The sequence below is a fragment of the Streptomyces sp. NPDC050806 genome (assembly GCF_055586425.1).
Genome location: NZ_JBVJIF010000001.1, coordinates 162,962 through 186,284, shown reverse-complemented (window position 1 = coordinate 186,284; position 23,323 = coordinate 162,962). Strand labels below are relative to the sequence as shown.

The following is a 23,323-nucleotide window of genomic DNA, read 5'->3' as shown; positions in this document are numbered from 1 at the left end:
AGGGCTCGACGTCCCTGACGAACGCCCTGGCTCAGCATCACCCTTGACTGACCCCTTACTTCCGCAGGAGTCACACCATGCGTTTTGCCGCCTACGAGCATCAGCACCGCAACCGACTTGCCGTCGTGGCGGACGACGGAATGCTCCACCCACTGCCCGACACCACGTCGCTCACCGCTCTCCTGCCGCAGACCGACGGCCTGCCGGGGCTGCTGGCCGCCGGCGCGGCGGCGCTCGAGGTGCCACCTGGCCCGCACGTATCCCAGGTGCGGCTGTTGCCACCTCTGCAGCCCTCGTCGGTGCGCGACTTCGTCACCTTCGAAGAACATGTCGAGGGCGTGCGCCGCTCAGTCGACGGTGTGGCCGGCGTACCCGAACAGTGGTATGCAGCCCCGACGTTCTACTTCACCAACCCCCACGCGATCTACGGCCCCGGTGACTCCGTACCCGTACCGCCGGGCTCGGCCACGCTCGACTTCGAGCTCGAAGTGGGTGCCGTGATCGGTCGCGAGGGACGCGACCTGACCGCGGAGCAGGCCCGCGAACACATCGTCGGCTACACCGTCTTCAACGACTGGTCCGCACGCGACCTGCAATCCGCTGAGATGAAGGTGGGTCTCGGCCCGTGCAAGGGCAAGGACACCGCAACCACTCTCGGCCCGTACCTCGTCACCGCGGACGAGCTGGAGCGCTACCGGGACCCCGACGGGTTTCTGCGCCTGGCATTGACCGCCGAGCTCAACGGTGAGGTCATCGGCAAGGACCTGCTGTCCAACATGAGCTGGACCTTCGAGGAGATGACCGCCTACGCCTCCCGGGGCACCCGCGTCGTGCCAGGCGACGTACTCGGCTCCGGCACCTGCGGCAACGGCGGCTGCCTCGCCGAACTGTGGGGCCTGCGAGGCGAGCAGAACCCGTCGCCACTGAAGCCGGGAGACACCGTGGCCCTCACCGTCGAAGGCATCGGCACGCTCACCAACACGGTCCGCCCCGGTGTCGAACCGGTGCCCCTGCCGACCGGCCGGCGTCGCAACCGGGAGCGGCCGTGAGCGACCAGCCTCCCAAAAGACTGCTCGGGAAGGTCGTGGTCGTCACCGGTGCCGCCCGCGGCCAGGGGGCAGCGGAGGCCGCGGCACTCACCCTCGAGGGCGCTCGCGTCATCGCCACCGGCGTCGAGCCCTCGGAGGGCTGCCGACGCCTCGACGTCAGCGATGAGAACGACTGGGCCGAACTGGCTGCCGAACTACGGGCAACATACGGACGGGTCGACGGCTTGGTGAACAACGCCGGCATCACCTGGCGCGCCCGCATCGATGACGTTCGCCCCCAGGACATGGCACGCGTCCACGCGGTGAACGTCACCGGTCCCCTGCTCGGCATCCAGCATCTCGCGCCGCTCATGGATCCCGGGTCCTCGGTCGTGAACGTCGGCTCCTCCGCGGCTCTCACCGCGCACTACCCGGTCGCCTACACGACCAGCAAGTGGGCGCTGCGTGGCCTGTCGAAGACCGCGGCCACCGAACTCGGCCCGCGCGGTATCCGCGTCAACACGATCCATCCCGGCTACATCGAGACCGACATGGCCACCTCAGCAGCCCCGGTATTCCGTGCGGCCAACGTCCGTGAGACCCCTTTGGGCCGCACCGGGACCGTCGACGAGGTCGCGCCGCTTGTGGTCTTCCTCCTCTCGGACGAGTCGTCCTTCATCACCGGAGCCGAGATTCCCGTGGACGGGGGCCTGACAGCACACGGCGGGGTCAAGTCGGTCTCCGACGCTCTGCGCTCAGGGACCTCATAGGTGGCCAGAGGACAAAGCAGCCCTGGTCTCGGGCTCCGCCCGCGGCCAGGGCCGGGCCGGAGCGCCCGGCCTCGGCGCCGCGTCATACCGCCGATCCGACGCGCACGGGAAGCGACGCCCACGAGCGGAGTGTGTTGTCGAGGTGGCGGCGCGGCTCGTCCGCGAGCTCGATGCGGTGGACGCGGCGGGCGAGGGCGGTCAGCAGGGTCTCCGCCTCCAGGCGGGCCACGTGCTGACCCGATTAGCCGCACCAAGGAACATCAGGATTTTCGCCCGTCGCGGGACGGTGGTGCCGGCGACGCAGCAGCGCTTCGTGTTCTGAGTTGGCGGTCGTCGTTGTCGGTGCATGGTGGGGATGGTTGAGGCTCGGGGGTGGGCTGCGGAGTTGGGTGTGGTGAACAAGCCGGTTCCCGTCGCACGCATGAGGGGTGCACCGGGTTCGGACCTTGCGTGGTTGCTGCCCCGTACACGAGGCGAGGAGATGTCCTGCGGACCGGGCGGTGCGCGAATAGAGCATCTCTTCGCAGACGGCTGCCCGTTCAGGGAGCGGTGATGACGTCCACCTCCGTGATGGCCGCGTCGGGATGCCGCGCCCCCGTCAGTACCTGGTCCTGCCCGGTGTCGCCGAGGAGGTAGCGGCGGAAGAAGGCACCGAGGTACGTGGTACCGACGTGGCGCTGCTGCGGCTCGGTCAGCTGCCTGGCCGGCGCCGCACCCTCACGGTCAGTGCACTGCCCGGGGTGTCCTTCGCAGCTGCCGGTTGAGGAGATCCGCCCGCGCGGCGGCGTTGTCATCGCCCGTCACGGAGGAGGCGTTGATGCCGTTGGCGCCGATCGAGACCACGACAAACCCCTGTCCGGCCAGCGTCCGGGCCAGGTAGTCGTACCCGAGCTCATTGGGCAACGTGGGTGTTCCCGGTGCGCACGGCCAGGCGACCAGCTTCACGGTGGCAGCTTCATACGCGGCGTCGTCACCATTGTGCTCCGCAGCCGTGCGCGCTGCGTCGGCTTTTCGGTCGGCGCACGTCTCGTGCAACCCGTGCATCATCACGATCAGCGGATGACGCCCCGTGCCCAGGTCGGCGGGATAGCGCACCACACCGGTCAACTCGACCGGCTCGCCCGTCTGTGGCAGATGCCAGGCCGCATCCCCCACGTCGTAGCGGACCGTCTTCGTGGCCCCGGAGGAAACAACCGGGCTCCGTCCCGTCGCCTCGTTCACTCCCACGGCGCCCGCCGTAGACGTATACGTGAAGGCGGCTGCGGCCACGGACAGCGCCGCCGCCGACAGGCCCAGCAGGCGAACCGAAGCTCCCGAGCGCTTGTGTCGCTTCAACATGTCTCCATCCGTAAGTACGGGGCCTAGGTCGTTCCCGGTCCGACGCCCAGGCCTCCCGGCCGGCGGTGAGTCCTGACGGCGGTCGTGGGTGACCGCCACCTTGGAGAGGAGAAACGCTGAGTCCAGCGAGTTCGACGGTGACGGCGCGTTGACCGGGTGAGCCGGCTCGTCCGCGGACCTGCGGACCTCGGTGTGAGGGGTCAGATGGCGGTCGTGGTCAGGTAGTCGCCGTGTTCCAGATCCGCGAGCAGTGTGGGGTGGCTGGGCGTCCAGCCGAGCAGTTCTTGGGTGTGGGTGCTGAAGACGGGGCCGTCGAAGCCGTAGGCAATGGCCATGAATGGGCTGATGAAGTGCGTGGCGGCCCGGTCGGGGGTCAGCGAGGTCATGGGCAGGTCCAGGCCTCGGGCGATGGTCTCTGCGATGCTTTTGAAGGTGACGCCGCTTTCGGCTGCTCCGTGCAGCACGCTGCCTGCAGGTGCCTTCTCCACTGCCAGACGGAAGAGGACCGCCGCGTCGTACCGGTGCACCGCGGGCCACCGGTTGGTGCCGTCTCCGACGTAGGCGGAGACGCCGGTCTTTCGCGCGGTGGCGATGAGCATGGGGATGAAGCCGTGGTCTTCCGGGCCGTGGACGGTGGGGGCGAGGCGGACCACGCTCGCACGCACTCCCCGGGCGGCGAAGCGCAGGCAGGCTCGCTCGCCTGCGATGCGGAAGGCGGCGATGCCGGCTGCGTCGGGCTCATCTTTCTCGGTGGTCTCTCGGCCGGCGGGCATGACCAGGGTGCCCGAGGTGATGACGAGCGGCTTGCCCGAGTGTTCCAGCGGCCGGCCGAGCGCCTCGATGGCGGACCGGTCGCGTCGCATCATGCCGTCGAGGTCGGAGAAGTCGCCGCCGTAGGCCATGTGCAGGACGCCGTCTGCGGCTTCGGCGCCGTTGCGCAGGCTGTCGAGGTCGTCCAGGGAGCCGGTGCGGTGTGGCGCCCAGTGACTTCAGCCGGGCAGCTGCGGTGTCCGAGCGCGCCAGAGCGGTGATGGTGTGGCCGGCCGTGATGAGTTCGGTGACGACTGCGGGGCCGGTCTAGAAGCGCGCCGCCGCCTCCAGCAGGCGGCCCTGGAGCTGTACCAGGAACGCGGATTCGACCAGACCACCACGGCCGAGATCGCCGCCCGGGCCGGCGTCAACGAGCGCACCTACTTCCGGCACTTCCCGGACAAGCGCGAGGTGCTCTTCGACGGCGAAGCCGACCTGCGCGCCGCGCTGACACGGGCGGTGGCCGAAGCGCCCGAGGGACTCCAGCCGCTCGACGTACTGCTGGGCGCTTTCCGAAAGGTCCGGCGGATCCTTGAGGACAATCGCCCGTTCGCCGAACCGCGACTGCGCATCATCGCGGCGACACCGGCACTCCGCGAACGCGACCTGGCCAAAGCCGCATCGCTCATCGACGCACTGGCCGAGGCACTGCGGCAGCGCGGTGTCGCCCCCCGGCTGGCCGGCCTGGCGGCCCAGACCGGGTGGGCCACCTTCCACCAAGCGGCCCAAGCCTGGATCGACGACCCCGCACAGAGCTTGGACGCCCACCTCCTCCAAGCCTTCGACGACCTCCATACCCTCGCCACTGCCGCCCTTTCCACACCGGCACGGCCTGAAAACTGACCCCCGCCCCGGGCCGTCGAGCACCGCAAGCACACAGGTTCAGACTCGACGGAAACAGGGGCCGTGCTCCGAGTTGCAGGGGCCACGAGACCATGGTCAGCGGGATGATCTCGGTCCTGGTGTGCGGTCGCATCCGGACCACGCCCGGTAAATCGTTGGCTCGCGTTTCGGTGTCCTTGTTACGGTGGTCAAAGTCCGCAGGTCGCGGATCATGAACCGGGCCCGTGTGCCCTAGGAAGAGTGTTTGATGCCCCGGACCGCGCCGAGCGCGCCTCGCCGCACCGCATAACCGTCCGTTCTCTTTGCCGCCGTTTTGAGCGCGGCAGCCGGACCTGAGTTTCCGGTGCCCTGAATCGCCTGTGCCCCTGCGCCCCTTCTCCGTGGGTATGGTGTGTCGGCGCATCCTCCTTCACCGAGGCCGCTCGGCCTGCTCTTGCTGTCATGTCTGACCTCTCAGCAAGGAGCACCCGGGTGCCCAGCAACAACTCCGCTCGCCAAAGCGACCCGTACCACACCCTCAAGATCGACACTTTCACCTGCGCGTGGTGCGGCCTGACCGTGTCCGCCACTGCCAGCGACGGCGTTCGTCGCAACCACTGCCCGTCCTGTCTGCACTCGCGGCACGTCACCGACCACGTCGAGGGCGGCCCCGGCGACTGCCACGGCCGGATGGCGCCGATCGCCATCGCCGTTCTGCGCACCGGCGACTGGATGCTCATCCACCGCTGCGTACGCTGCGACGAACTCACCTCCAACCCGATCTGCGCGGACGACAACCAGCTCGTCCTGATGCGCATGGCCGTGCGTCCGCTCGCCCAACCGCCGTTCCCGCTCGAAGCGTTCGGCGCCCTGTAGCGGGCCGGGAGGAGGAGACGACCATGCCTCGACGCAACACCGCACGAGGACAGGCTTCCGTACGCCGCCGTCCGCAGCGGCACAAGGACGTGCTCCACGAGCACGGCGGGCACCGCGGACACGACTTCAAATGCGCCGGCTGCCGCCTCGACGTGTCCCTGGACGCGCCGGGCACCGGGCACCGCAACCACTGCCCCCACTGCCTGGCCAGCCTGCATGTCGATGCCCGCGTCCCGGGCGACCGCGCCGCCTCGTGCCGGGGCCGCATGGAGGCGCTGAGCATGTCCGCGCGCCCCGACGGTGAGTGGATGCTCATCCACCAGTGCCTGAGCTGCGGTGAGCTGAGCGTCAACCGCATCGCGGGCGACGACAACCCACTCGCTCTGGTGCGTCTGGTCCTCAGACCGCTCCAGGGCACGGGGACCGGCATCGCACAGCGCGCGCTGCTCACCCTGTGACCACACGCCGGGCCACGGGAACCACCGGCACCACGCCGACCCCCGTGGCCCGACCGGTACGGGCCGCCCCGCAACTCAACGCCACTACAACGACTTTGGAAGGACATCCTCGCCATGAAGATCAGGACAGAGACCCCGGCCGGCACCCGTACGTACACGAGGTCATCACCTATGCATTCGACTCCCCCGAGGACGCCGCCGACCGCGTCGACGCCCCGCGCGCCGACGACTGCTTGGTCCCTGAGCTCTCCCCCGTCGCCGAGGACGACCAGGGCACCGTCATCGCCCACGTCCTGCTGGCCCGGGCGTCTGGAATTCCGGAGCACGTTCCCAGTCTCCGGCTCTGGCCCGGGAACCTCGACCTCCGACATACGCCCAACCCATCCTGCTGCTGAAACGTGACGCCTCACTCTAGAAGCAGCAGTTCCTGACGCCCGGGGTCACCAACCCGGTGGACGTATGCGGTCACAACACCAGGCGACCATACGGAGGCCCAGGAGAAGGAACGGGACCGATGGCGTGAGCAGATCGACGAGGTCACGCGCTACCTGGTGGACAACTTCGAGCACTTCGCGCTGACCTACCCCGGCACACGGCTGGGGGCACTCGCCACGCGGTTTGCCGGCACCGCGCGCATGGTGATGCTCTCCGACCGTTCGGAGGCGGAAAAGCTGAGCCACCTCCGCGACCTCACCGAGCCGTTCTTCCTGATGTACTTCGCCACGCGTGGCAGGCCTCTCAAGTACCTGGATGCGAGCCATTTGCTGGAGGAGCGTCTGGAAGCTCGACGGGCAAGCCGACGGTGCGACGCCAATGCCTGCTTCCTCACGCGAGGATTGGCCGACTGGGCTGGTCACCTCCGCGACGTGGTGCGCGTCCTCTCCGCTCAGCGAGGCGCTCTGAGGTCAAGGTCCACCACGTCTTGCACCCACCGATCGGCTTCACAATGGGAGCGGGACGTGCCATCGGAGTCGACCGGGCTGATCCGCACTAGGATTTCGGCAAGGCGGTTCGGGTGTCGTTCGTGACGCCGCACCCCAAACGGCCGGCCGAGTTCACGACTCGGCCCTCCAAGCCGTCGGACCCGAAGAGAAGGCACCGGCTATGGCAACTGCCAGGTCATGCCATCTCGTGGCCTCAGCCGACGAGGACCTGGTGCTGATCTCCGTGTTCTCCCCTGCTTTGCACGGCCACGAGAAGCATCTGCTGACCGACGAGGGATTCTCCCCATACCGAACCCACCGGGAAGGAAACCTCCATGACCGCCACCGTACGTTCGGACCCGTATCCCACCCGCATCACCGGAGAAGCTGTCCCCCGGCCCCGTGCGGAGCCGATCGTGTGGGGCCACGGACCGGGGCCCCTGGAGCAGCAGGTGCTGCGCCGCTACGCGGTGGACGGCTACCTGCCCCTGGCCAACGTTCTCACGTTGGATCAGGTAGCCGCCTGCACCGACGAACTGCAGCGGCTCGGCGAGGACGCGGAGTTGCGTGGGAGCGAACGCATCGTGCTGGAGACGGACTCGGAGCAGGTCCGCTCAGTCTTCGAGCCGGAGAAGGTCAGCGACGTCTTCGCGGAACTGATCAATGCACCGTACCTGTGGGACATCGCCCGGCAGGTCCTCGGCTCAGAGGTCTGTCTACCTCCACCAGAGCCGCATCAACTGCAAACCGGGCTACGCCAGCTCCGGCTGGGACTGGCACTCCGACTTCGAGACCTGGCACGCCGAAGACGGCATGCCACTGCCCCGGGCCTTCAGCATGTCAATCGCCCTCAGCGAGAATTTCCCCTTCAACGGTCCGCTCATGGTGATGCCGGGAACCCACCACACGTTCTACCCCTCGGTAGGTGAAACCCCACCGGACAGCCACAAGCAGTCACTCGCCAACGAGCGCATGGCAGTGGGCTCGCCTACGCGGCATCACCTGTCGCAGATGGCAGCCGAGCATGGAATCGAGCAGATCACCGGACCGGCCGGCTTCGCGGTGATGTTCGACTCGAACCTCATGCATGGATCCACAGGCAACATCACCCCTTTCCCCCGGTCCAACATCTTCCTCGTATTCAACCGTGTCGAGAACTCCCTGCAAGAATCCTTCGCTGCGCCTCGCCCCCGTCCTCAGTACCTGTGCAACCGCCGGACGGACAACGCAACCTGAATCCTGTGGAGGGTCACAGAAAAAGGGATATTCGGGAAGTGTCACCCCACAACCGCAACACCACGGGTACTGCCCTCTGGACAGGTGGTCCGACTTACCGGGTGCACCACGAGGAACGGCCCGGCCCCTGTGTACCCCGGCGGCTCACTCGTGCGGCACGACCGCGACCGGACAGTGGACGCGATGGATGACCGCGTGGGTGACGGGCCCGATGTGCGCGCCGACGGCCGAGTGCCGGATGCGTCGGCCCACCACGAGCAGGCCGACGCGGTGCGCGGCCGCCGGGACGCTGTTCGCGGCTCGCCCCATGGTGACCGTCTCGATCACGGGTTGTTCCGGCAGTTTGTCCCGCCACGGGTGCAGGACTGCCGCCACCGCCCGCCGTGCCCGGGCCTCCAGCTCGGAGTCGATACCGAGCGCGTAAGCGGTGGTCGGCAGGTCACCGTATCCCGCAGGCGGGTTCCACACATGCAGCACGTGCAGCGGTGCCCTGCGTCGTACCGCGGCATCGAAGGCGAACGCGACCGGCGCGTCGCATGCGGAGTCCGGGTCCAGCGCGAGCAGCACCTCGCGGTACGGAGTGTCCCTCCCCTGTTGCCCGCCACTGGGCGGCAGCCGTTCGTCCCCAGCTGTTTCTCCGGCTCGTACCAGCACCACAGGCCGCCTGGCATGCGCAACCGTCGCCAGCGCCACGGAGCCGACCAGGACGCCGGCCACACCTCCCAGACCTCGGGAGCCGAGCACCAGCAGCTCTGCGTTCTCGGCTGCCTCGCGCATCGCCTCTGTGGGGACGCTGCCGACCTGCTCACAGGTGAGATGCACGTCCGGGTAGCGCTGAGTCACCGCATCGGCGGCCTCGCTCAGGATCTGGTGAGCCCAACGGCGGGGAACGGCGAGCTCCGGGAGGTCCGGGTCGGCACCGGCGGAGGTCAGCCCTTCCCAGGCATGGACCAGCCGCAGGGGCAGACTTCGCCGCCGGGCTTCCCTGGCCGCCCAGTCCGCGGCGGCCAGGCTTTCCCTGGAGCCGTCCAGTCCGGCAACTATGCAATCCGGCACGGTCGTCACCTCCATGGGGAGAAGGGCGTCGGTCACGCGTCGCCGTGTCCTTCCCGCGTCGCCTCACCACAGCATCCGTCCGTCGGCGCGCGGCGGCAGCAGGCCGGTCGGTCACAGCCGGGGCCGACCGGCCCCGGCTGAGGAAATACGGCGGCACCAGGCAGGCACAGCGATCGTTCTACGGTGCGAGGCGATGGCCGCGCGGCGCGTCCAGGGCGAACTCCCGTGTCTCACCCGGCGACACGATCAGCGACCGTCCCCCGCATACGACCGGAACCGGGCGTTGCTCCGAGAGCGGCACGGTGACGAGCAGCCGTCCGCCGCCGACCCGCACCCCGATGTCCCAGTGGCCCCGGTACCGCAGCCGGTAACCGAAGTCGGAGAGTTCCGGGAGCGGGGCGGGGTCGAACCGTAGGGCGTCCTCTCGCGTCTCCAGGCCCGTCAGCCCCCGCTGCACGAGATCGAGCGTGCCGGCCATCGCCCCGAGGTGGATGCCTTCGGCCGTGGTGCCGCCCTGGGTGTCGGCCACATCGCCCTTCAGCGTCTCCAGGCAGTGCTCCCAGGCTTCCTGTCGCCGGGCCCGGGCCAGGACCCAGCCGTGCACGAGGCTGCTCAACGTCGAGCCGTGCGCGGTACGTCGGAGGTAGTAATCGACCGTGGCCCGCCACAGTTCCTCGTTCATCACGTGGCCCAGCTGCTGGAAGAGCGCCGCCAGCTCCGTTGGGGAGAACAGGTAGCCGAGCATCAGGACGTCCGCCTGTTTGGAGACCCGGTAGCGGTTGGGCGTGTCGTTCTCGCCCTCCAGGATGCGGTCCAGGCGCCGGATGTCGCCGTAGCGTGCGCGGTACGCCGGCCAGTCCAGTTCGGCCAGGTCACCGTATCCGTCGAACTGACTCACCACGCCGGCGTGGAAGGGCACGTGGAGCCGGCGGGAGAGGGCGCCCCAGCGGTCGAGTTCGTTGTCGTCGATGTCCAGTTGCTCCAGCAGCTCTCGTCTCCGAGGGGCCGGGAGGAGTTGGGTGAGGTCGAGGGCCCGGGTAAGCACCCAGGCCGCGGTGACGTTCGTGTACGCGTTGTCGTCCAGTCCCGGCTCGGCCGCGCCCGGATAGCCGTCGTGGTACTCGTCGGGGCCGACCACCCCCCGGATGCGGTAGCGGTCCAGCGCAGCGTCGTACGTGGCAGCACTCGACCAGAAGCGGGCGATCCGCCACACCATCTCCGCTCCCCTGGTGTGCAGGTATGCCGTGTCGCCGGTGGCCTCGCAGTACCGCCAGACGTTGTACGCCACGGCCGAACCGACATGGTGCTGGAGCCGGGAATGGTCCGGGAGCCAGCGGCCGGAGCGCGGGTTGAGATGCAGAACCTGGGTCTCTTCCCGGCCGTCGCTGCCGCTCTGCCAGGGGTACATCGCACCGGCCCGGCCGGCCGCGTCCGCCGACCGGCAGGCCTGCGGCAGCCGTCGGTAGCGGTAGTCCAGCAGCGCACGGGAGGCCTCGGGAAAGTGGAGGTTGAGGTAGGGGAGGACGAACAGCTCGTCCCAGAAGACGTGCCCCCGGTACGCCTCGCCGTGCAGTCCACGCGCCGGTACACCGACGTCCAGCTCCGCGGTGTGCGGCGAGAGCGTCTGCAACAGGTGGAAGGTGTGCAGCCGCAGGACATCGCCGGCCTGGCCCGGTACCTCCAGCTCGGCTCGTCGCCACAGGCGTTTCCAGGCCGCGCGGTGCGTCGCCAGCAGACCGGGGAAGTCCGCGGCCCGGCTCACACTGTCGAGCGCGGCCAGCAAGGGATCGCTGATGGCCGGGTCACGGGAGGTGTACAGGGCCACGGTCTTCTCCACCACCAGCGGCGTGCCGTCGGTCACCTCCGCCGTCAGCCGCCGGCCTGTGCGGGAGACCTCCCGCAGCGGGTCTGAACCGACGAGGCAGCCGGCGGTCACCCGGGTCCGGGCGGTTAGGGCGATGCGCACGTCGGAGGTCACGGTGCGGCAGCGCAGCCAGCAGGTGCTGGGGTCGACCGTGCCGGTGTGCAGGCGGGTGAGGTGGCGGGCGGCGAGATCCCGGTAACGGTCCACACCGGCGTTGGTCACGTCACCGTCGAGCGCGGATTCGATATCCAGCGTGCCGGACCAGCCGATGGCGGTGAACTCGGTTCGCAGCGCGGCCAGATGGGGATCGCCCATGTGGACCAGCCGCTTCTGGACCACGCGCAGTTCCCGCCCGGCACCGCCGCCCACTCGCACTCTCAGATACCTGGTGAGAGTGGCGCCGTGCAGGTCCAGCACCTGCCGGTGGGCCAGCAGGGAACCGTCGTCCGACGTGAACCACGACGGTACGGAGTCTCTGTCATCGCGGACGCGGAATCGCAGGGGCAGCCAGTTCGGCAGGTTGACCAGGTCCTCGTTCTCCACCTGGCGGCCGGCCACGTCCGACAGCAGCCGGTCGTAGCAGCCCGCTGCATACGTACCCGGGTAGTGCACGGGGCCGGCGGGGGTCTCGGGCGCCGCGCCCCGCGTGGCGAAGTAGCCGTTCCCGAGCGTGCACAGCGCCTCGCGAAGCCGCTCCTCCTGCGGGTCGTATCCTTCGTACTCCCACGTCCAGCCCGCCATCCCCTCAGTCCTCCGCGCTTCCGGGTGCAGCTGTCAGCAGCTCCCCCAGGTCGCCGACCACGGCATCGGCTCCGTGGTCGCGCAGGTCGCGGGCGCTCTCCGGCGTCGCCGTCCGGTCCACGCCCACCACCAGGCCGAAGCCGCCGCGCCGCGCGGCCGCCACGCCGGCCAGCGCGTCCTCCACCACTGCCGACGCGGCGGCGGTGACCTCCAGTCGCCGGGCCGCTTCGAGGAACAGCGCCGGGTCGGGCTTACCGCGCAGGCCGAGCCGAGCCGCTTCCTGCCCGTCCACGACAGTGCGGAACAGTTCCATCAGGTCCACCGTCGTCAGCAACTCCCGTGCATGCCGGGAAGCCGACACCGCGGCGCAAGGAATGCCCGCAGCTCGCAGGCAACGCAACAGGCGAACGGTGCCCGGCCAGGTCCGTGCTCCCGAGGCGTGCAGCCGCGCCACGAAGCGCCGCTCTTTCTCCGCCGCCACGGCGCGCACCGATTCCGTGCCCGGCCGCTCCCCCATCTCGCCCTCAGGGAGCCGCAGTCCACGAGATTCGAGGAAGGCGAGCGCCCCGTCCAACCGTGACTTGCCATCCACGTACCGCCGGTAGTCCTCCCGCTCGTCGAAGGGGCGGCGCTGCGCCGGGTCATCGGGCGCGTGAGTACGCAGACATGCGTCGAAGGCCTCCTTCCAGGCGGCGGCATGCAACCGTGCCGAATCGACGAGCACACCGTCCGTGTCGAACACCACGGCTCGTACGTCACGGAGACGACCGGCAAGCTTCGCGCGGGCGTGCTCACGCACGGCCTCCGATTTCTCCGCACCGTTCACGTCGGCTGTCTCCCTGCTCCCGGACCGCGGAAGCCGGCGTATGCGCCTCGGGCCCTGACATCGGCGGTCTCCGTCCGCTCGGTGTGCCGCCCGCGCACACCGAGCGGACATGTGGTGAAGCCCGCGGATTCTGCATCGGGAACCACCCAGCCAGGCAGTCGTCCTCACCCAGGCTGCACCTGAATCGTTCGCGAACCCGTCTTGGCCTCGGCCAATGGCACCGTCACAGTCAGCAGGCCCTGCGTGTAGGTGGCGGTGGCTTCCTCCGGGCGGGCTCCGGACGGCAACTGCACCGACCGGGAGAACACCCCGTACCGAAACTCCGAGTGGTGCCGGTGTTCGGTGCGCTCGGACCGCTCGGCACGCATGGTCAGGACGTCGCCCGACACGCTCAGCTCGATGTCCTTCTCAGGGTCGACACCAGGGATCTCGGCCCGCAGCCGGTACTCCGTGTCCGTCACTTCCTCCTCGACACGTATGCCGTGTGGTCCCGAGGCCCGACGGCCCGGAATTCCGGCCTCGATCCAGTCGAAGATGTCCGGCAGCATCGGCGGCCACCCCGGAAAACGCTCGACTGCTCCAGCCATGGCTTCTCCTCCTGTCGCGGTGGAAGGTGGCGGTTGCCCACCCCGGGGGCTCCACTTTCGGTACCGGGTCGGACCGATGCCAGGGGCCGGTCGGCCCCTGCGGCGGACCATGTGTCCGGTCCCCGCCCCGAAATGACTGGCGTCCACGGTCAAGCCGGTCGGACAGCGACCACCACCGAGGGACACGGCCGTCGTTCACCGAGGCCGGCCTTCGGGGACGACTGCGACCGGGCACAGTGCGTGGTGCAGTACCGCGTGGCCGACCGAGCCGAGGTGGCGGCCGAAGGGCGCCTTCCTGCGGCCGGCGCCCACCACCAGCAGGTCGGCGCTCATCGACGCGGCTGTCAGAACGGTGCCCGGCGCCCCCTCCACCGTCCGGTGCTGGACGTCCAGCCGCGGGTACGCCCTGACCTGTTCGTTCAGCACCTCGTCGAAGAGTGTTTTGGCTCGCCGTTCATGAGCCGCCCGGCACTCACTGAGGAGGCCGTGCCGCTCGCGTCCTTCCACGCTGGTGCACAGCCAGGCGTGGACGGCTTCCATGTGCCCACGGCGGAGCGCTGCCTCTTCGAAGGCGAACGCTGCCGCTCCGTAACCGCCCGGCCGCTTGCCGATTCCCAGGCATACGCGGCGGTTACGCCCTGCGATGTTCGCCGGGAGGCCCCGTACGACAACCACCGGACAGTGCGCGCGGGCGGCCACGTACAACCCCACCGAGCCGAGCAGCGACGATGCCAGCCGTCCGCGGCCACGGTGACCGACGACCACCATCCTGGCCTCCCGGCTCTCAGCCGTCAGGGCCAACTCCGGATCGTGCGCCATCAGGTGCGGGGTGATGTCCAGCCCCGGAGCGCGCCGGGAGGCATGCTCGTACGCAGCGCTGACGAGGCTTCCCGGTAACTCCATCGGGGAGCGGCCGGGAACACGCCCGGTGTGCCGCTCCTCCTCCCTGAAGGCATGCACGATGCGCAGCCCCACGCCATACCGCACTGCCGCGTCGACAGCCCAGTCGACGGCGCGCAGACTCCATGCCGAACCATCGGCTCCCACGACCACAGGACGGTGATCCACCATGTCGTCCTTTCGCCGCCCCGCGAGCCCCGGGATTTCCAGGACCCGAGCGACACCCTCGCGTATGCGGGTAGTTGCGGGGAGGGCCGATCCGGCCCCGGACGAGGGCCCTTTTCCTGGGCCGGCCGGCCGCCGGTCGGCAGCGGCCGGGCCCGTTCGGCCCTGGTGCGGATGCTGGTATGCGCGAAAGCTGGAGCCACGGCCGGTTCGGGCGGCCGTGTACGTACCGAAGCGCCGCGCTCGCAGCGAACGGAGCCAAGGGGACCCCATGAAGGCGTACGTCTTTCACGCACCGGGCCGGTCGTACTGGGAAGACGTGAAGGAGCCCGTGATCCAGGGCGCCGCCGACGTGACCGTGCGGGTTTCGGCCGTCGCCATCTGCGGGGCCGACCTGCACATACTCAAAGGGGACGTACCTGAGGTACGGCCGGGGGCGGTGCTCGGCCACGAGGCCGTCGGCGAGGTGGTCGAGACCGGCAGCGAGGTGCACAGCGTGCGGTCCGGGGACCGGGTGCTGGTGTCGTGCATCTCTGCGTGCGGCCGGTGCAGCTACTGCCGGGTGGGCGCCTACGGCCAGTGCCGCGGTGGGGGCGGCTGGATCCTGGGTCACACCCTGCACGGCACTCAGGCCGAGTACGTGCGCGTGCCCTTGGCGGACCTCTCCGTGCACCCCCTGCCGAGCGCCGTGAGCGACCGGGACGCCGGCGCATGGTGCGGCCCGGTGGCCATATGGCCAACGTCGGCGTGCACGGCAAGCCGGCGACACTGCACCTGGAAGACCTGTGGAGCAATCACGCTGACGACAGGGCTGGTCGACACCCACACCACGCCCGCTCTGCTGCGCATGCCGGCCGACGGCCGGCTCCGCACCACACCGATGGTGACGCACACCTTCTCCCTCGGGCAGATGGCGGAGGCGTACGACACCTTCGCGCGGGCGGGCGAAACGGACGCGCTGAAAGTCGTGCTGACGGCCTAGTCCCCCCGCCGAGGACACCAGCAACGGAGGAGCGGGAGAGGAGAGTGGCACGCATGCGAGCCCAACTCGGTGACGAACTGGTGGTGGAAAGCCCCACCACCAAAAGCCGTGTGCGGGACGGAGAGATCGTCGGCTTGCATCACACGGACGGTTCTCCCCCCTACGACGTGCGCTGGTCGGACACCGGGCAGGTGACGCTCGTCTACCCGGGACCGGATGCTCGCATCCGGCGTACGCACCCGCCAGAGGCTGCTGACGCGGCCCCTCCCCGCGTTCCGGACATGGCACTCGCCCCGTCCCCTCCCGGAAGCGACTTCGGACGCCGCGTGGCCCACGAACGGCAGCGTTTGGGCCTGAGCCGGGCCGAGGTGGCCGCCCGGGCAGGGATGGCCGAGGGTTACCTCGCCTATCTCGAACAGCAGCCGGCCGACCCGTCGGCCGCCACTGTGCTGAGCCTGGCAGCCGCGCTGGAGACCACACCCGATGCGCTACGGGGCGCCGGTGTGGAGCGGCCTCCGGGCGCGGGCCGTGCGGCCCACCATCCGCGCCTTCGCGAACTCGGGCCGGAGGAATGCCTGCGCCTGGTGTCTTCACGCGGCGTGGGACGCCTGGCCATCACGACCGCCGAAGGGCCACAGGTAATACCTGTGAACTACGCGCTACTGGATGAGACCGTCGTCTACCGCACGGCGCCGGGCACCGTCCCAGCCGCTGCGGTGGGGAAACTGGCGGCGTTCCAGGTGGATCACATCGACGAGGCGATGAGCCGGGGCTGGAGCGTACTGCTGGTCGGGCCTGCGCGACGCGTGACAGGACCGGCCGCCGATCTCCTGTCCGCTCATGCTCCTTCGTTGCCGTGGGCGGGCGGAGACCGCCCCCTCTGGGTGTCGATCAAGCCGCTCCGTATCAGCGGACGGCGTATTGACATCGAGTGAGGAAGGTCTTGAGCCCCATGTCCAGAGCCGGTTGCCGCGCACATGAGGCCATCCGGCCTCAAGTGCCGTGCGGCACCGCGCTGCACACTGGCCGTAGGGCGAAGTGAGAAGTCCGAACACCGAGGTTCTCGCTATGAACTGCTTCGACTGCACACAACAGCAGAAGAGCACCCCAGCGGTAGCGATCTGCTGTCACTGCGGCACGGGAATCTGTGCCGAGCACCTGCTCCTCGCGACCGAGGAAGTACACCACGAGGCGGGTACCGGCCCCGCTTGGGGGAAGCGCTCCGCCCGCCGCGCGACCTGCCGCATCTGCGGCGGCGCCGAACATGAGACCCCAACCACCTAGAGGTCTCCGCGGCAGCGCGAGCAGGCCGCCGGACATCTGAAGGGGAAGGGCTGTGAAGGGAACACTCACCCTCGGCCGGATCACCGGCGTACGGGTCGGCGTCCACTGGAGTGTCCTGGTCATCCTGGCACTGGTGACGCTGGCCCTTGCCCAAGGGCGTCTTCCCGCCGGCAATCCCGGCTACTCGGCCGCGGGCTACTGGGCCGTGGCTCTCGGAACCGCCGTGGTTTTCCTTGCTTCGCTACTGATGCACGAAGTGGCGCACGCCGTCGTGGCACGCCGCAATCACGTCAAGGTCGAAGACATCACCTTGTGGATGCTCGGCGGAGTGGCGCGTCTGCGCGACGAAGCCTCCACCCCGCGCGCCGAGCTGCGCATCGCCGGGGTGGGCCCGCTGACCAGCGCCGTACTGGGAGTTCTGTTCGCCGGCCTGTTCCTGTGGCTGGACCGCCTGCCCGCCCCACAGCTCCTCACCGAGGCCGTCGGCTGGCTCGCCGCCGTCAACATCCTGCTGGCGGTCTTCAACTCCCTGCCCGCCGCCCCTCTGGATGGTGGACGGCTGCTGCGGGCGTTCCTGTGGTGGCGCAGCGGCGACCGTTTGAAGGCCGCCCTCGGCGCCACTGCCGCCGGACGTTTCGTCGGCTGGATCCTGGTGCTGCTCGGGTTCGCGTCGGTTCTGCTCGGCGGTGACCTGTCAGGGCTCTGGCTGACACTCATCGGATGGTTCATGATCGCGACGGCGACAGCGGAAGGCCAGCAGGCCCAGCTCCGCAGCACGCTGTCCGGCGTCCCGGTACGGCAGGTGATGACTCCGCACCCCGTTACCGTCCCCGCCACAGCCACCGTCGAGGACTTCCTCGCGCACCTGCCCACCGGCCACTACCGCCACATGGCCTTTCCCGTCATGCCCTCGGCAGACATGGACGGGGCGCCGGTCGGCCTGGTCTCCGTCACACAGATCGACCACACCCCGACGGGCCGCCGCGCCACCACCACGCTCGGCGACATCATGAGCCCGCTGGCCGACGTGGCCACCGCCCTCCCCGACACCCCGGTGGTGAAATTGCTGCCGCTACTGGAAAGCGGTGCGGGGCGCCGCGCCCTGGTCATCTTGCCCACGACCGGCGGCCTCGTCGGCATCGTGTCGCGTTCGGACATCAGTCGCGCCGTCTCCTGGCTTGCGGCGGGAGCCGCACACCAGCCTTAGCGAGCGCGCCGGCTCGCGGTCACAGGGAGGCCGGACGATGAAGCAAACGAGATTACTGTGGCGTTGGCGGAGCAACCCGCTCAGGCGGCCCTGCGACATCCTGGAGGCGAGGATCATTCTCGTGGCGGTCCTGCTCCTCCTGGCCGGTGGCCTCACCGCCGCGATCGTGACCGGGCAGACAGCCAGAAGCAACCTCCACGAACAGCGCCAGGGCCGCACTCCGACCACGGCCGTACTGGTCGATGACGCACCCGACCGGCCCTCCGGCACCGCGTACCGGACCGGTGACACCAAGGTGAGCGTCACGGTCCGCTGGCAGGACCGGAACGGCACCTCCCGTACGGGGACGACGCGGGTCGAGCCGGACCGTCCGGCCGGCACGAAGATCACTGTCTGGGTCGACGAGCACGGCCGGCTCACCACGCGGCCTCCCGGCCCGGTCATCAGTGCCATCGAGGCGGCGCTGGCCGGAACCGTTGCAGCGATCGGCTGGTGCAGCCTCGTGCTGAGCGCTCTGTACGGAATTCACCTGTGGCTGGAGCACCACCGCACGCAGCAGTGGGAGCGCGAGTGGGCCGAAGTCGGTCCCCGCTGGGGACGCAGGCGCACATGACTGCCGACACACAACCCGTGACACCGATCGCGCCGACAACGGCCTTCAAGGACCCCGGTCTTCCACGCCGCACGTCACTTCACTCGATGTCGAGTACCTCCCGCACCGGGCGGCGCGGGGTGGCAGGACCTTGAGCGCCATAACCGATGCGGAGAACCATCTGCACGAAGCCGGTCGCCGACCGGGGGTCGCGGGCCAGCCACCGCAGGTCGGGCCACTCCAGAGCATGGGAGGTGAGGGAGGTGGCCAGGTCGTGTGCAGTGGCGAGCAGAAGGACGCGCTCCAGCGCCTGACCCGCGCGGAACCAGTCCTCGGTGCCATCCCTGGCGGTACTCAGCAGGGCGAGATGAGGCGCGTTCTCGAAGGTCACGGTCGCGCGGTCGGCCACCGGACGACGGCCGGCGAAGTCACGGACCGGGGCGCCGCCATACCACTTGCGCGGCCCGAAGGCATGATCCGGTACACCATCCACAGCGGTGTCGGCCTCGGCAGTTCCGATGCGGGTCCAGCGGCTCAGATCTTCGGCATTGCGCGGATCCAGCGTGTCACGCCCCCCGGCGTCACTGACGAGTTCCAGCAGCGACCGGGTGTGCCAGGGAGTGGGGAAATCCAGCCGGACGCCCTCCAACCGGGCAGCCTCGCTCAGTGCTGCCCGCACCGCCTCGGGGATCTCCTTGTCCGCGAACGGGTAACGACTCGTGTGCCGCCTGCGGATGGCCGGGTGCAGAGCAACGAGGGCAGCATCACCCTTTGCGCGCTCGGTCAGACGCACATCGGCGAGCAACTGCGGATCGGCGGCATCGGGCAGCAGGTGCGCACGCGGCTCCAGGCCGGTGTGCTCGGCGCCGTCGCCCCCGGTGCACGGAGTCGCTGCGGGGCATGGCTCTTTCGAGGTCGGCGGAAAGCTGCAGGGTCTGGCGTTCGGTGAGATACCGGAAGCGCCACGGTTGGGCGTTGTGCATGGACGGGGCGGCAGTCGCGTCGCGGACGAGAGCCACAACGGTCTTCGTGTCCAGCGGTGCCACCGGGATCGCGCGCCTCCTCTCGGCGATGACGAGCCCGGCAAGCGCGAGCCCGCTCGCTCTGGCCCCAGGGTAGTCCGGCCCCTCTCGGCGGTGGGCAAATCCCGGCAAGCAGTCGCGTGCCCGGTGCGCATCCGGCCGCGGTCTGTCGGCGCTTTCATCATGCCGCCCTCCGCACGGCCGGAAGATTCTGCCGCTGCCGCTGGGGACGGTTCGCCTGCAGATCCACCGCAGACGCCCACGCGCGAAGGCCATTCGGCCCGATGTGCCTCGCTGCCGGAGACGCCATTGTGAAGACACTGCAATGGCCCCGGTCGGTACTCACGCCCCGGAGCACCGGCGCCAGAGGAGGACCACACCATGTCCGCAACCACCGACAGCGAACAGCTGGCCGTCAAGGAATGGAAGCTGCGCCTGCACCTTTACGAGACGGGTCCAAAGACCACCGCCTGGCTCGTGCTGGACACCGGCGACAACATCCTCGAAACGCGAGGCCACGCACACCGGAACCCGCACGACGCCCCGGTGCCCGAGATCGGCGACGAACTGGCGGCGGGCCGTGCGCTGGCGGCCATGGGCCGCTTGCTGATTCACGACGCGGCGATGGACATCGAGGGAGTGGGAGCCGGGTGCCTGCCCCGGGAGGAGTGACGGCTGGGACCTGCACGGCCGCGCCCCGTACCGTTGCGCGGGCTGCCTGCAGCATGGAAGAGCCGAGCGGACGACCTTTTCCGTTCTGTATGGCAGCAGACCGTGACTGAGGTACCCAGCCATTACCGAACGAGCGAAGCCCCGAATCGACACCTGCAGCGGCTGCGGCCGCTGCAAGGATGAAGCAGCGACCGCAGCCCCCAACGGCACTGTCTCCCGTTGGGGAAGCCCGTCCCCTGCTATCCCGCGAGAGAGCAGGGTCCGGGCTCCTCCCGCCGGTCGGCCCGAAGAGAGCTTCTACTTGTATTGTCGCTCTCCGCCGTATGGCGGTGCGCGGCCGAAGGGAATCAAAACAGAGCCATATGGCCCTTTCGTGGTTCCTCTCACTCACTCGCGGGCATTCGAATCTTCCGCCCCCGCAGCTACTGCTCCTTCGGCAAAGGCAATTGCGTGGCGCTCCCCGGTATCCTGGTGCGCTTCCCCACGCTCTCCTACCCCCGCACCCGTGCGGCCACCTCCGACGGACGCGCGCCTGGGGCTGTCCGGTCCCTGAAGGGGGCTCTTCGGCCCATGTCACCGGGACCGGCCTGCGTACGACGCTGGGCATGACGGCCGGAGCACGCGCGGGAGGTCTCGGTGAACGACGTAGGGCGGGATGCCTGGATACTGCGCGACGACGGGCTGGCAGCCCTGGTCCGAGAGCTTGCGCGCGAGGGTCGGCAGGTGATCGGGCCGACGGTCCGGGACGGCGCGATCGTGCTCGCCGAGATCGACGACGCGGCAGAGCTGCCCCATGGCTGGGGCGTCGAGCTGGAGGCCGGCCGGTACCGGCTGGTGCGCCGCGAGGACGCGATGGTGTTCGCGCACAGCGCGGGACCGCAGTCCTGGAAGGCGTATCTGCATCCGCAGCGGGTGCGTCGCTGGACCGCTGACCGGAACGCCGGGGGCGAGTGGACCGTACAGGGGGCGGGTGAGGGCGAGGTGCCCGCGTACGCATTCCTCGGCGTGCGTCCCTGCGATCTGCGGGCGATCGCCGTTCAGGGACGGGTGCTCGGGGGCGGGCCGGGAGCCGACACCGCCTACCGGCGTCGACTGGAGCGGGCGTTCATCGTCGTCGTGGAGTGCACCGATCCGGGAGCGACCTGCTTCTGCACGTCCATGGGCAGTGGTCCTGCGGTGGGCGCGGAGGAGCGCGGCTACGACTTGGCGATGACGGAGCTGCTGGACGGGGGCGGGCACCGTTTCCTGGTACGGGCAGGCAGTGCCGCGGGGACGGAGCTGCTGACCCGGCTGCCGGTGGAGCGCGCGGCACCGGTGACGGAGTCCGCAGCGCGACGTGTGGTGGCGGACGCCGCGGAGCGCATGGGACGGTCCATGCCGCCGGTCGACCTGCACGCGCTGATGGCCGGTTCACTGGAGGCCAGGCGTTGGGACGACGTAGCGAGCCGGTGCCTCACCTGCGGAAACTGCACGATGGTGTGTCCTACGTGCTTCTGCACCACCACCGAGGACGTCACCGATCTCACGGGCGACCACACCGAGCGGTGGCAGCGCTGGGACTCCTGCTTCGATCTCGACTTCAGTCATCTGCACGGTGGGCCGGTTCGGGCGAGCGGGCGCAGCCGGTACCGGCAGTGGCTCACCCACAAACTCGGCACCTGGCACGACCAGTTCGGCGAGTCGGGGTGCGTGGGCTGCGGGCGTTGCATCGTGTGGTGCCCGGTCGGCATCGACATCACCGAGGAGGCCGCGGCGCTGGCCGAGGAAGCGCGCCAGGCCGGGGAGGCAGGCCGCGCACGGCCGGCGGAGCATGAGCGATCCGCCGGGCAGAAGGGTGGTGAGGACCGATGACGACCGTGACACAGCGGCTTGGCGGGCTCCCGGAGAACCAGCGAAGGAAGTTGATGGCGCTGGGTCGCGAGGTCTCCTTCCCCGCAGGCGCTCGCATCTTCGAGGAAGGCCGGAAAGCCGACCGTTTCTGGATCATCCGCAGCGGTGCCGTCAAGCTCGACTTGCACGTGCCCGGTCGCCGGTCCGCGGTGATCGAGACCTTGGGTGAGGGAGATCTGCTCGGCTGGGCCTGGCTGTTCCCGCCACGCACGTGGCATCTGGGCGCTGAGGCACTCAGCCCCGTACGCGCCTGGGAGTTCGATGCGGAAGTGGTGCGTGGGATGTGCCACGAGGACCCGGTTCTCGGACGTGACCTGGTACTGGCCTGTGCCGAGGTTATCGGGCACCGGCTGCAGTGTGCGCGCACGCGCCTGATGGATCTGTACGGGCCCTACGGGAGCGGTGTGTGATGCCCCCTGCCCTGGAGGCGACCGCCGCTCGCCTCGGCGCTGCACCCGCCGTTCCGGTGCCGTACCGGGTCGTCCGGCGCTGTCCGGAGACCGCGGACTCCGCCACGCTCAAGCTGACGCCGGTGGGGAAGACGCTTCCTGCGTTCCTGCCGGGACAGTTCGCCATGCTCTGCGCCTTCGGCATCGGAGAGATCCCGGTGTCCGTTGCGGGACTGCCGGTGGGTGAAGATGCGCTCGTCCACACGGTCCGCACGGTCGGTGCTGTGTCCGATGCGCTGTACTCGATGGCTCCTGGGGAGACGGTTGGGGTGCGCGGCCCGTTCGGCACAGGCTGGGACCTCGGCATGGCCATGGGCAGGGACGTGCTGGTCATCGCAGGAGGTATTGGTCTCGCTCCCTTGCGGCCGGTCGTCCTCGACGTCCTGGGTGAGCGGGAGCGCTTCGGTCGGCTGAGCGTTCTGATCGGGACGCGGACTCCCGCGGACCTGCTGTACAAGCTGCAGACGAGGGTGTGGGGCGCGACGGCGGACGTAGCGGTCACGGTGGACCGCCCGGCGCCGGGCTGGCCGGGCTCGGTGGGTGTGGTCACCCGGCTGTTGGGCCGGGCCGTCTTCCGGCCGGACGACACCGTCGCGTACGTCTGTGGGCCCGAGCCGATGATCCGGGCGACGGCTCGGCAGTTGGTCGCGCGAGGCGTTCCGGCGCAGCGCATCCGTGTCTCGCTCGAACGCAACATGCGCTGCGGGGCGGCCGAGTGCGGCCACTGCCAGCTCGGGCCCGTCCTGCTGTGCCGGGACGGTCCGGTGGTCGGGTGGCACCGCGCCGAACCCCTGCTGACTGTTCCGGAACTGTGAGGTGAGCACC

At 69.5% G+C, this 23,323-nt stretch carries 21 protein-coding genes and 4 pseudogenes; 16 read left to right on the top strand and 9 right to left on the bottom strand.

The window, feature by feature from the left end; translation table 11 throughout:
- Nucleotides 1-77: 77 nt before the first annotated feature.
- Both ACZ6WH_RS00825 and ACZ6WH_RS00820 read left to right on the top strand, forming a co-directional pair.
- Nucleotides 78-1,049, top strand: a complete 972-nt coding sequence (locus tag ACZ6WH_RS00825; RefSeq protein ID WP_469724978.1) for a fumarylacetoacetate hydrolase family protein — start codon at nt 78-80, stop codon at nt 1,047-1,049.
- Nucleotides 1,046-1,798, top strand: a complete 753-nt coding sequence (locus ACZ6WH_RS00820) for an SDR family NAD(P)-dependent oxidoreductase (protein ID WP_469724976.1) — start codon at nt 1,046-1,048, stop codon at nt 1,796-1,798. The genes ACZ6WH_RS00825 and ACZ6WH_RS00820 overlap by 4 nt, the downstream gene beginning before the upstream one ends.
- 82 nt (nt 1,799-1,880) lie before the next feature.
- Here the strand turns inward: ACZ6WH_RS00820 and ACZ6WH_RS00815 are convergent, their stop codons facing one another.
- From ACZ6WH_RS00815 to ACZ6WH_RS00805, 3 genes and pseudogenes are all read right to left on the bottom strand, one after another.
- The gene (locus ACZ6WH_RS00815) at nt 1,881-2,027 is read right to left on the bottom strand and encodes a hypothetical protein (protein WP_469724975.1); all 147 of its coding nucleotides are present in this window, start codon (nt 2,025-2,027) and stop codon (nt 1,881-1,883) included.
- A gap of 494 nt (nt 2,028-2,521) precedes the next feature.
- Nucleotides 2,522-3,136, bottom strand: a complete 615-nt coding sequence (locus ACZ6WH_RS00810) for a hypothetical protein (protein WP_469724974.1) — start codon at nt 3,134-3,136, stop codon at nt 2,522-2,524.
- A gap of 200 nt (nt 3,137-3,336) precedes the next feature.
- A pseudogene (locus tag ACZ6WH_RS00805) lies at nt 3,337-4,186 on the bottom strand (SDR family oxidoreductase).
- Here ACZ6WH_RS00805 and ACZ6WH_RS00800 point away from each other — a divergent pair.
- From ACZ6WH_RS00800 to thpD, 5 genes and pseudogenes are all read left to right on the top strand, one after another.
- The gene (locus ACZ6WH_RS00800) at nt 4,172-4,789 is read left to right on the top strand and encodes a TetR/AcrR family transcriptional regulator (protein ID WP_469724972.1); all 618 of its coding nucleotides are present in this window, start codon (nt 4,172-4,174) and stop codon (nt 4,787-4,789) included. The pseudogene ACZ6WH_RS00805 and the gene ACZ6WH_RS00800 overlap by 15 nt on opposite strands.
- Before the next feature lie 471 nt (nt 4,790-5,260).
- Nucleotides 5,261-5,644 (top strand): RNHCP domain-containing protein, encoded by a 384-nt coding sequence (locus tag ACZ6WH_RS00795; RefSeq protein WP_469724971.1) that lies wholly within the window; start codon nt 5,261-5,263, stop codon nt 5,642-5,644.
- A 23-nt stretch (nt 5,645-5,667) separates the two neighbouring features.
- Nucleotides 5,668-6,102 (top strand): RNHCP domain-containing protein, encoded by a 435-nt coding sequence (locus ACZ6WH_RS00790; RefSeq protein WP_469724970.1) that lies wholly within the window; start codon nt 5,668-5,670, stop codon nt 6,100-6,102.
- 551 nt (nt 6,103-6,653) lie between these two features.
- A complete protein-coding gene (locus ACZ6WH_RS00785) occupies nt 6,654-7,130 on the top strand; it encodes a hypothetical protein (protein ID WP_469724968.1) in 477 nt (158 codons plus the stop codon).
- A gap of 230 nt (nt 7,131-7,360) precedes the next feature.
- A pseudogene (gene thpD, locus ACZ6WH_RS00780) lies at nt 7,361-8,261 on the top strand (ectoine hydroxylase).
- 144 nt (nt 8,262-8,405) lie between these two features.
- On the opposite strand, the gene ACZ6WH_RS00775 reads toward thpD, so the two are convergent.
- From ACZ6WH_RS00775 to ACZ6WH_RS00755, 5 genes are all read right to left on the bottom strand, one after another.
- A complete protein-coding gene (locus ACZ6WH_RS00775) occupies nt 8,406-9,353 on the bottom strand; it encodes a universal stress protein (protein WP_469724966.1) in 948 nt (315 codons plus the stop codon).
- A gap of 142 nt (nt 9,354-9,495) precedes the next feature.
- On the bottom strand, nt 9,496-11,922 hold the full coding sequence (locus tag ACZ6WH_RS00770; RefSeq protein ID WP_469724964.1) for a glycoside hydrolase family 65 protein: 2,427 nt from the start codon (nt 11,920-11,922) through the stop codon (nt 9,496-9,498).
- 4 nt (nt 11,923-11,926) lie between these two features.
- A complete protein-coding gene (locus ACZ6WH_RS00765) occupies nt 11,927-12,748 on the bottom strand; it encodes an HAD family hydrolase (protein ID WP_469724962.1) in 822 nt (273 codons plus the stop codon).
- 164 nt (nt 12,749-12,912) lie between these two features.
- The gene (locus ACZ6WH_RS00760; RefSeq protein ID WP_469724960.1) at nt 12,913-13,335 is read right to left on the bottom strand and encodes an Hsp20/alpha crystallin family protein; all 423 of its coding nucleotides are present in this window, start codon (nt 13,333-13,335) and stop codon (nt 12,913-12,915) included.
- A gap of 195 nt (nt 13,336-13,530) precedes the next feature.
- Complete coding sequence (locus ACZ6WH_RS00755; RefSeq protein WP_469724958.1) at nt 13,531-14,403, bottom strand: universal stress protein; 873 nt, start codon at nt 14,401-14,403, stop codon at nt 13,531-13,533.
- Between the two features lie 268 nt (nt 14,404-14,671).
- On the opposite strand from ACZ6WH_RS00755, the pseudogene ACZ6WH_RS00750 reads away from it, so the two are divergent.
- From ACZ6WH_RS00750 to ACZ6WH_RS00730, 5 genes and pseudogenes are all read left to right on the top strand, one after another.
- Nucleotides 14,672-15,382, top strand: a pseudogene (locus tag ACZ6WH_RS00750) (alcohol dehydrogenase catalytic domain-containing protein).
- 53 nt (nt 15,383-15,435) lie between these two features.
- Nucleotides 15,436-16,317 carry a DUF1918 domain-containing protein gene (locus tag ACZ6WH_RS00745; protein WP_469724956.1) on the top strand — a complete coding sequence of 294 codons (882 nt, stop codon included), beginning with the start codon at nt 15,436-15,438 and terminating at the stop codon, nt 16,315-16,317.
- A 133-nt stretch (nt 16,318-16,450) separates the two neighbouring features.
- Entirely contained in the window at nt 16,451-16,666 is a 216-nt protein-coding gene (locus ACZ6WH_RS00740) for a DUF2180 family protein (protein ID WP_469724954.1), read from the top strand.
- 52 nt (nt 16,667-16,718) lie between these two features.
- Complete coding sequence (locus ACZ6WH_RS00735; protein WP_469724953.1) at nt 16,719-17,873, top strand: site-2 protease family protein; 1,155 nt, start codon at nt 16,719-16,721, stop codon at nt 17,871-17,873.
- A 37-nt stretch (nt 17,874-17,910) separates the two neighbouring features.
- Complete coding sequence (locus ACZ6WH_RS00730; RefSeq protein ID WP_469724951.1) at nt 17,911-18,486, top strand: Rv1733c family protein; 576 nt, start codon at nt 17,911-17,913, stop codon at nt 18,484-18,486.
- Between the two features lie 79 nt (nt 18,487-18,565).
- On the opposite strand, the pseudogene ACZ6WH_RS00725 reads toward ACZ6WH_RS00730, so the two are convergent.
- Nucleotides 18,566-19,517, bottom strand: a pseudogene (locus ACZ6WH_RS00725) (Acg family FMN-binding oxidoreductase).
- A 351-nt stretch (nt 19,518-19,868) separates the two neighbouring features.
- On the opposite strand from ACZ6WH_RS00725, the gene ACZ6WH_RS00720 reads away from it, so the two are divergent.
- The 4 genes from ACZ6WH_RS00720 (at nt 19,869) to ACZ6WH_RS00705 (ending at nt 23,313) form a co-directional block, all read left to right on the top strand.
- Nucleotides 19,869-20,159 (top strand): dsRBD fold-containing protein, encoded by a 291-nt coding sequence (locus tag ACZ6WH_RS00720; protein ID WP_432850060.1) that lies wholly within the window; start codon nt 19,869-19,871, stop codon nt 20,157-20,159.
- 636 nt (nt 20,160-20,795) lie between these two features.
- Nucleotides 20,796-22,010 carry a 4Fe-4S dicluster domain-containing protein gene (locus ACZ6WH_RS00715; RefSeq protein WP_469724950.1) on the top strand — a complete coding sequence of 405 codons (1,215 nt, stop codon included), beginning with the start codon at nt 20,796-20,798 and terminating at the stop codon, nt 22,008-22,010.
- Entirely contained in the window at nt 22,007-22,459 is a 453-nt protein-coding gene (locus tag ACZ6WH_RS00710) for a Crp/Fnr family transcriptional regulator (protein ID WP_469724948.1), read from the top strand. Before ACZ6WH_RS00715 ends, ACZ6WH_RS00710 begins: the two co-directional genes overlap by 4 nt.
- A complete protein-coding gene (locus ACZ6WH_RS00705; RefSeq protein WP_469724946.1) occupies nt 22,459-23,313 on the top strand; it encodes an FAD/NAD(P)-binding protein in 855 nt (284 codons plus the stop codon). Before ACZ6WH_RS00710 ends, ACZ6WH_RS00705 begins: the two co-directional genes overlap by 1 nt.
- Nucleotides 23,314-23,323: the final 10 nt, after the last annotated feature.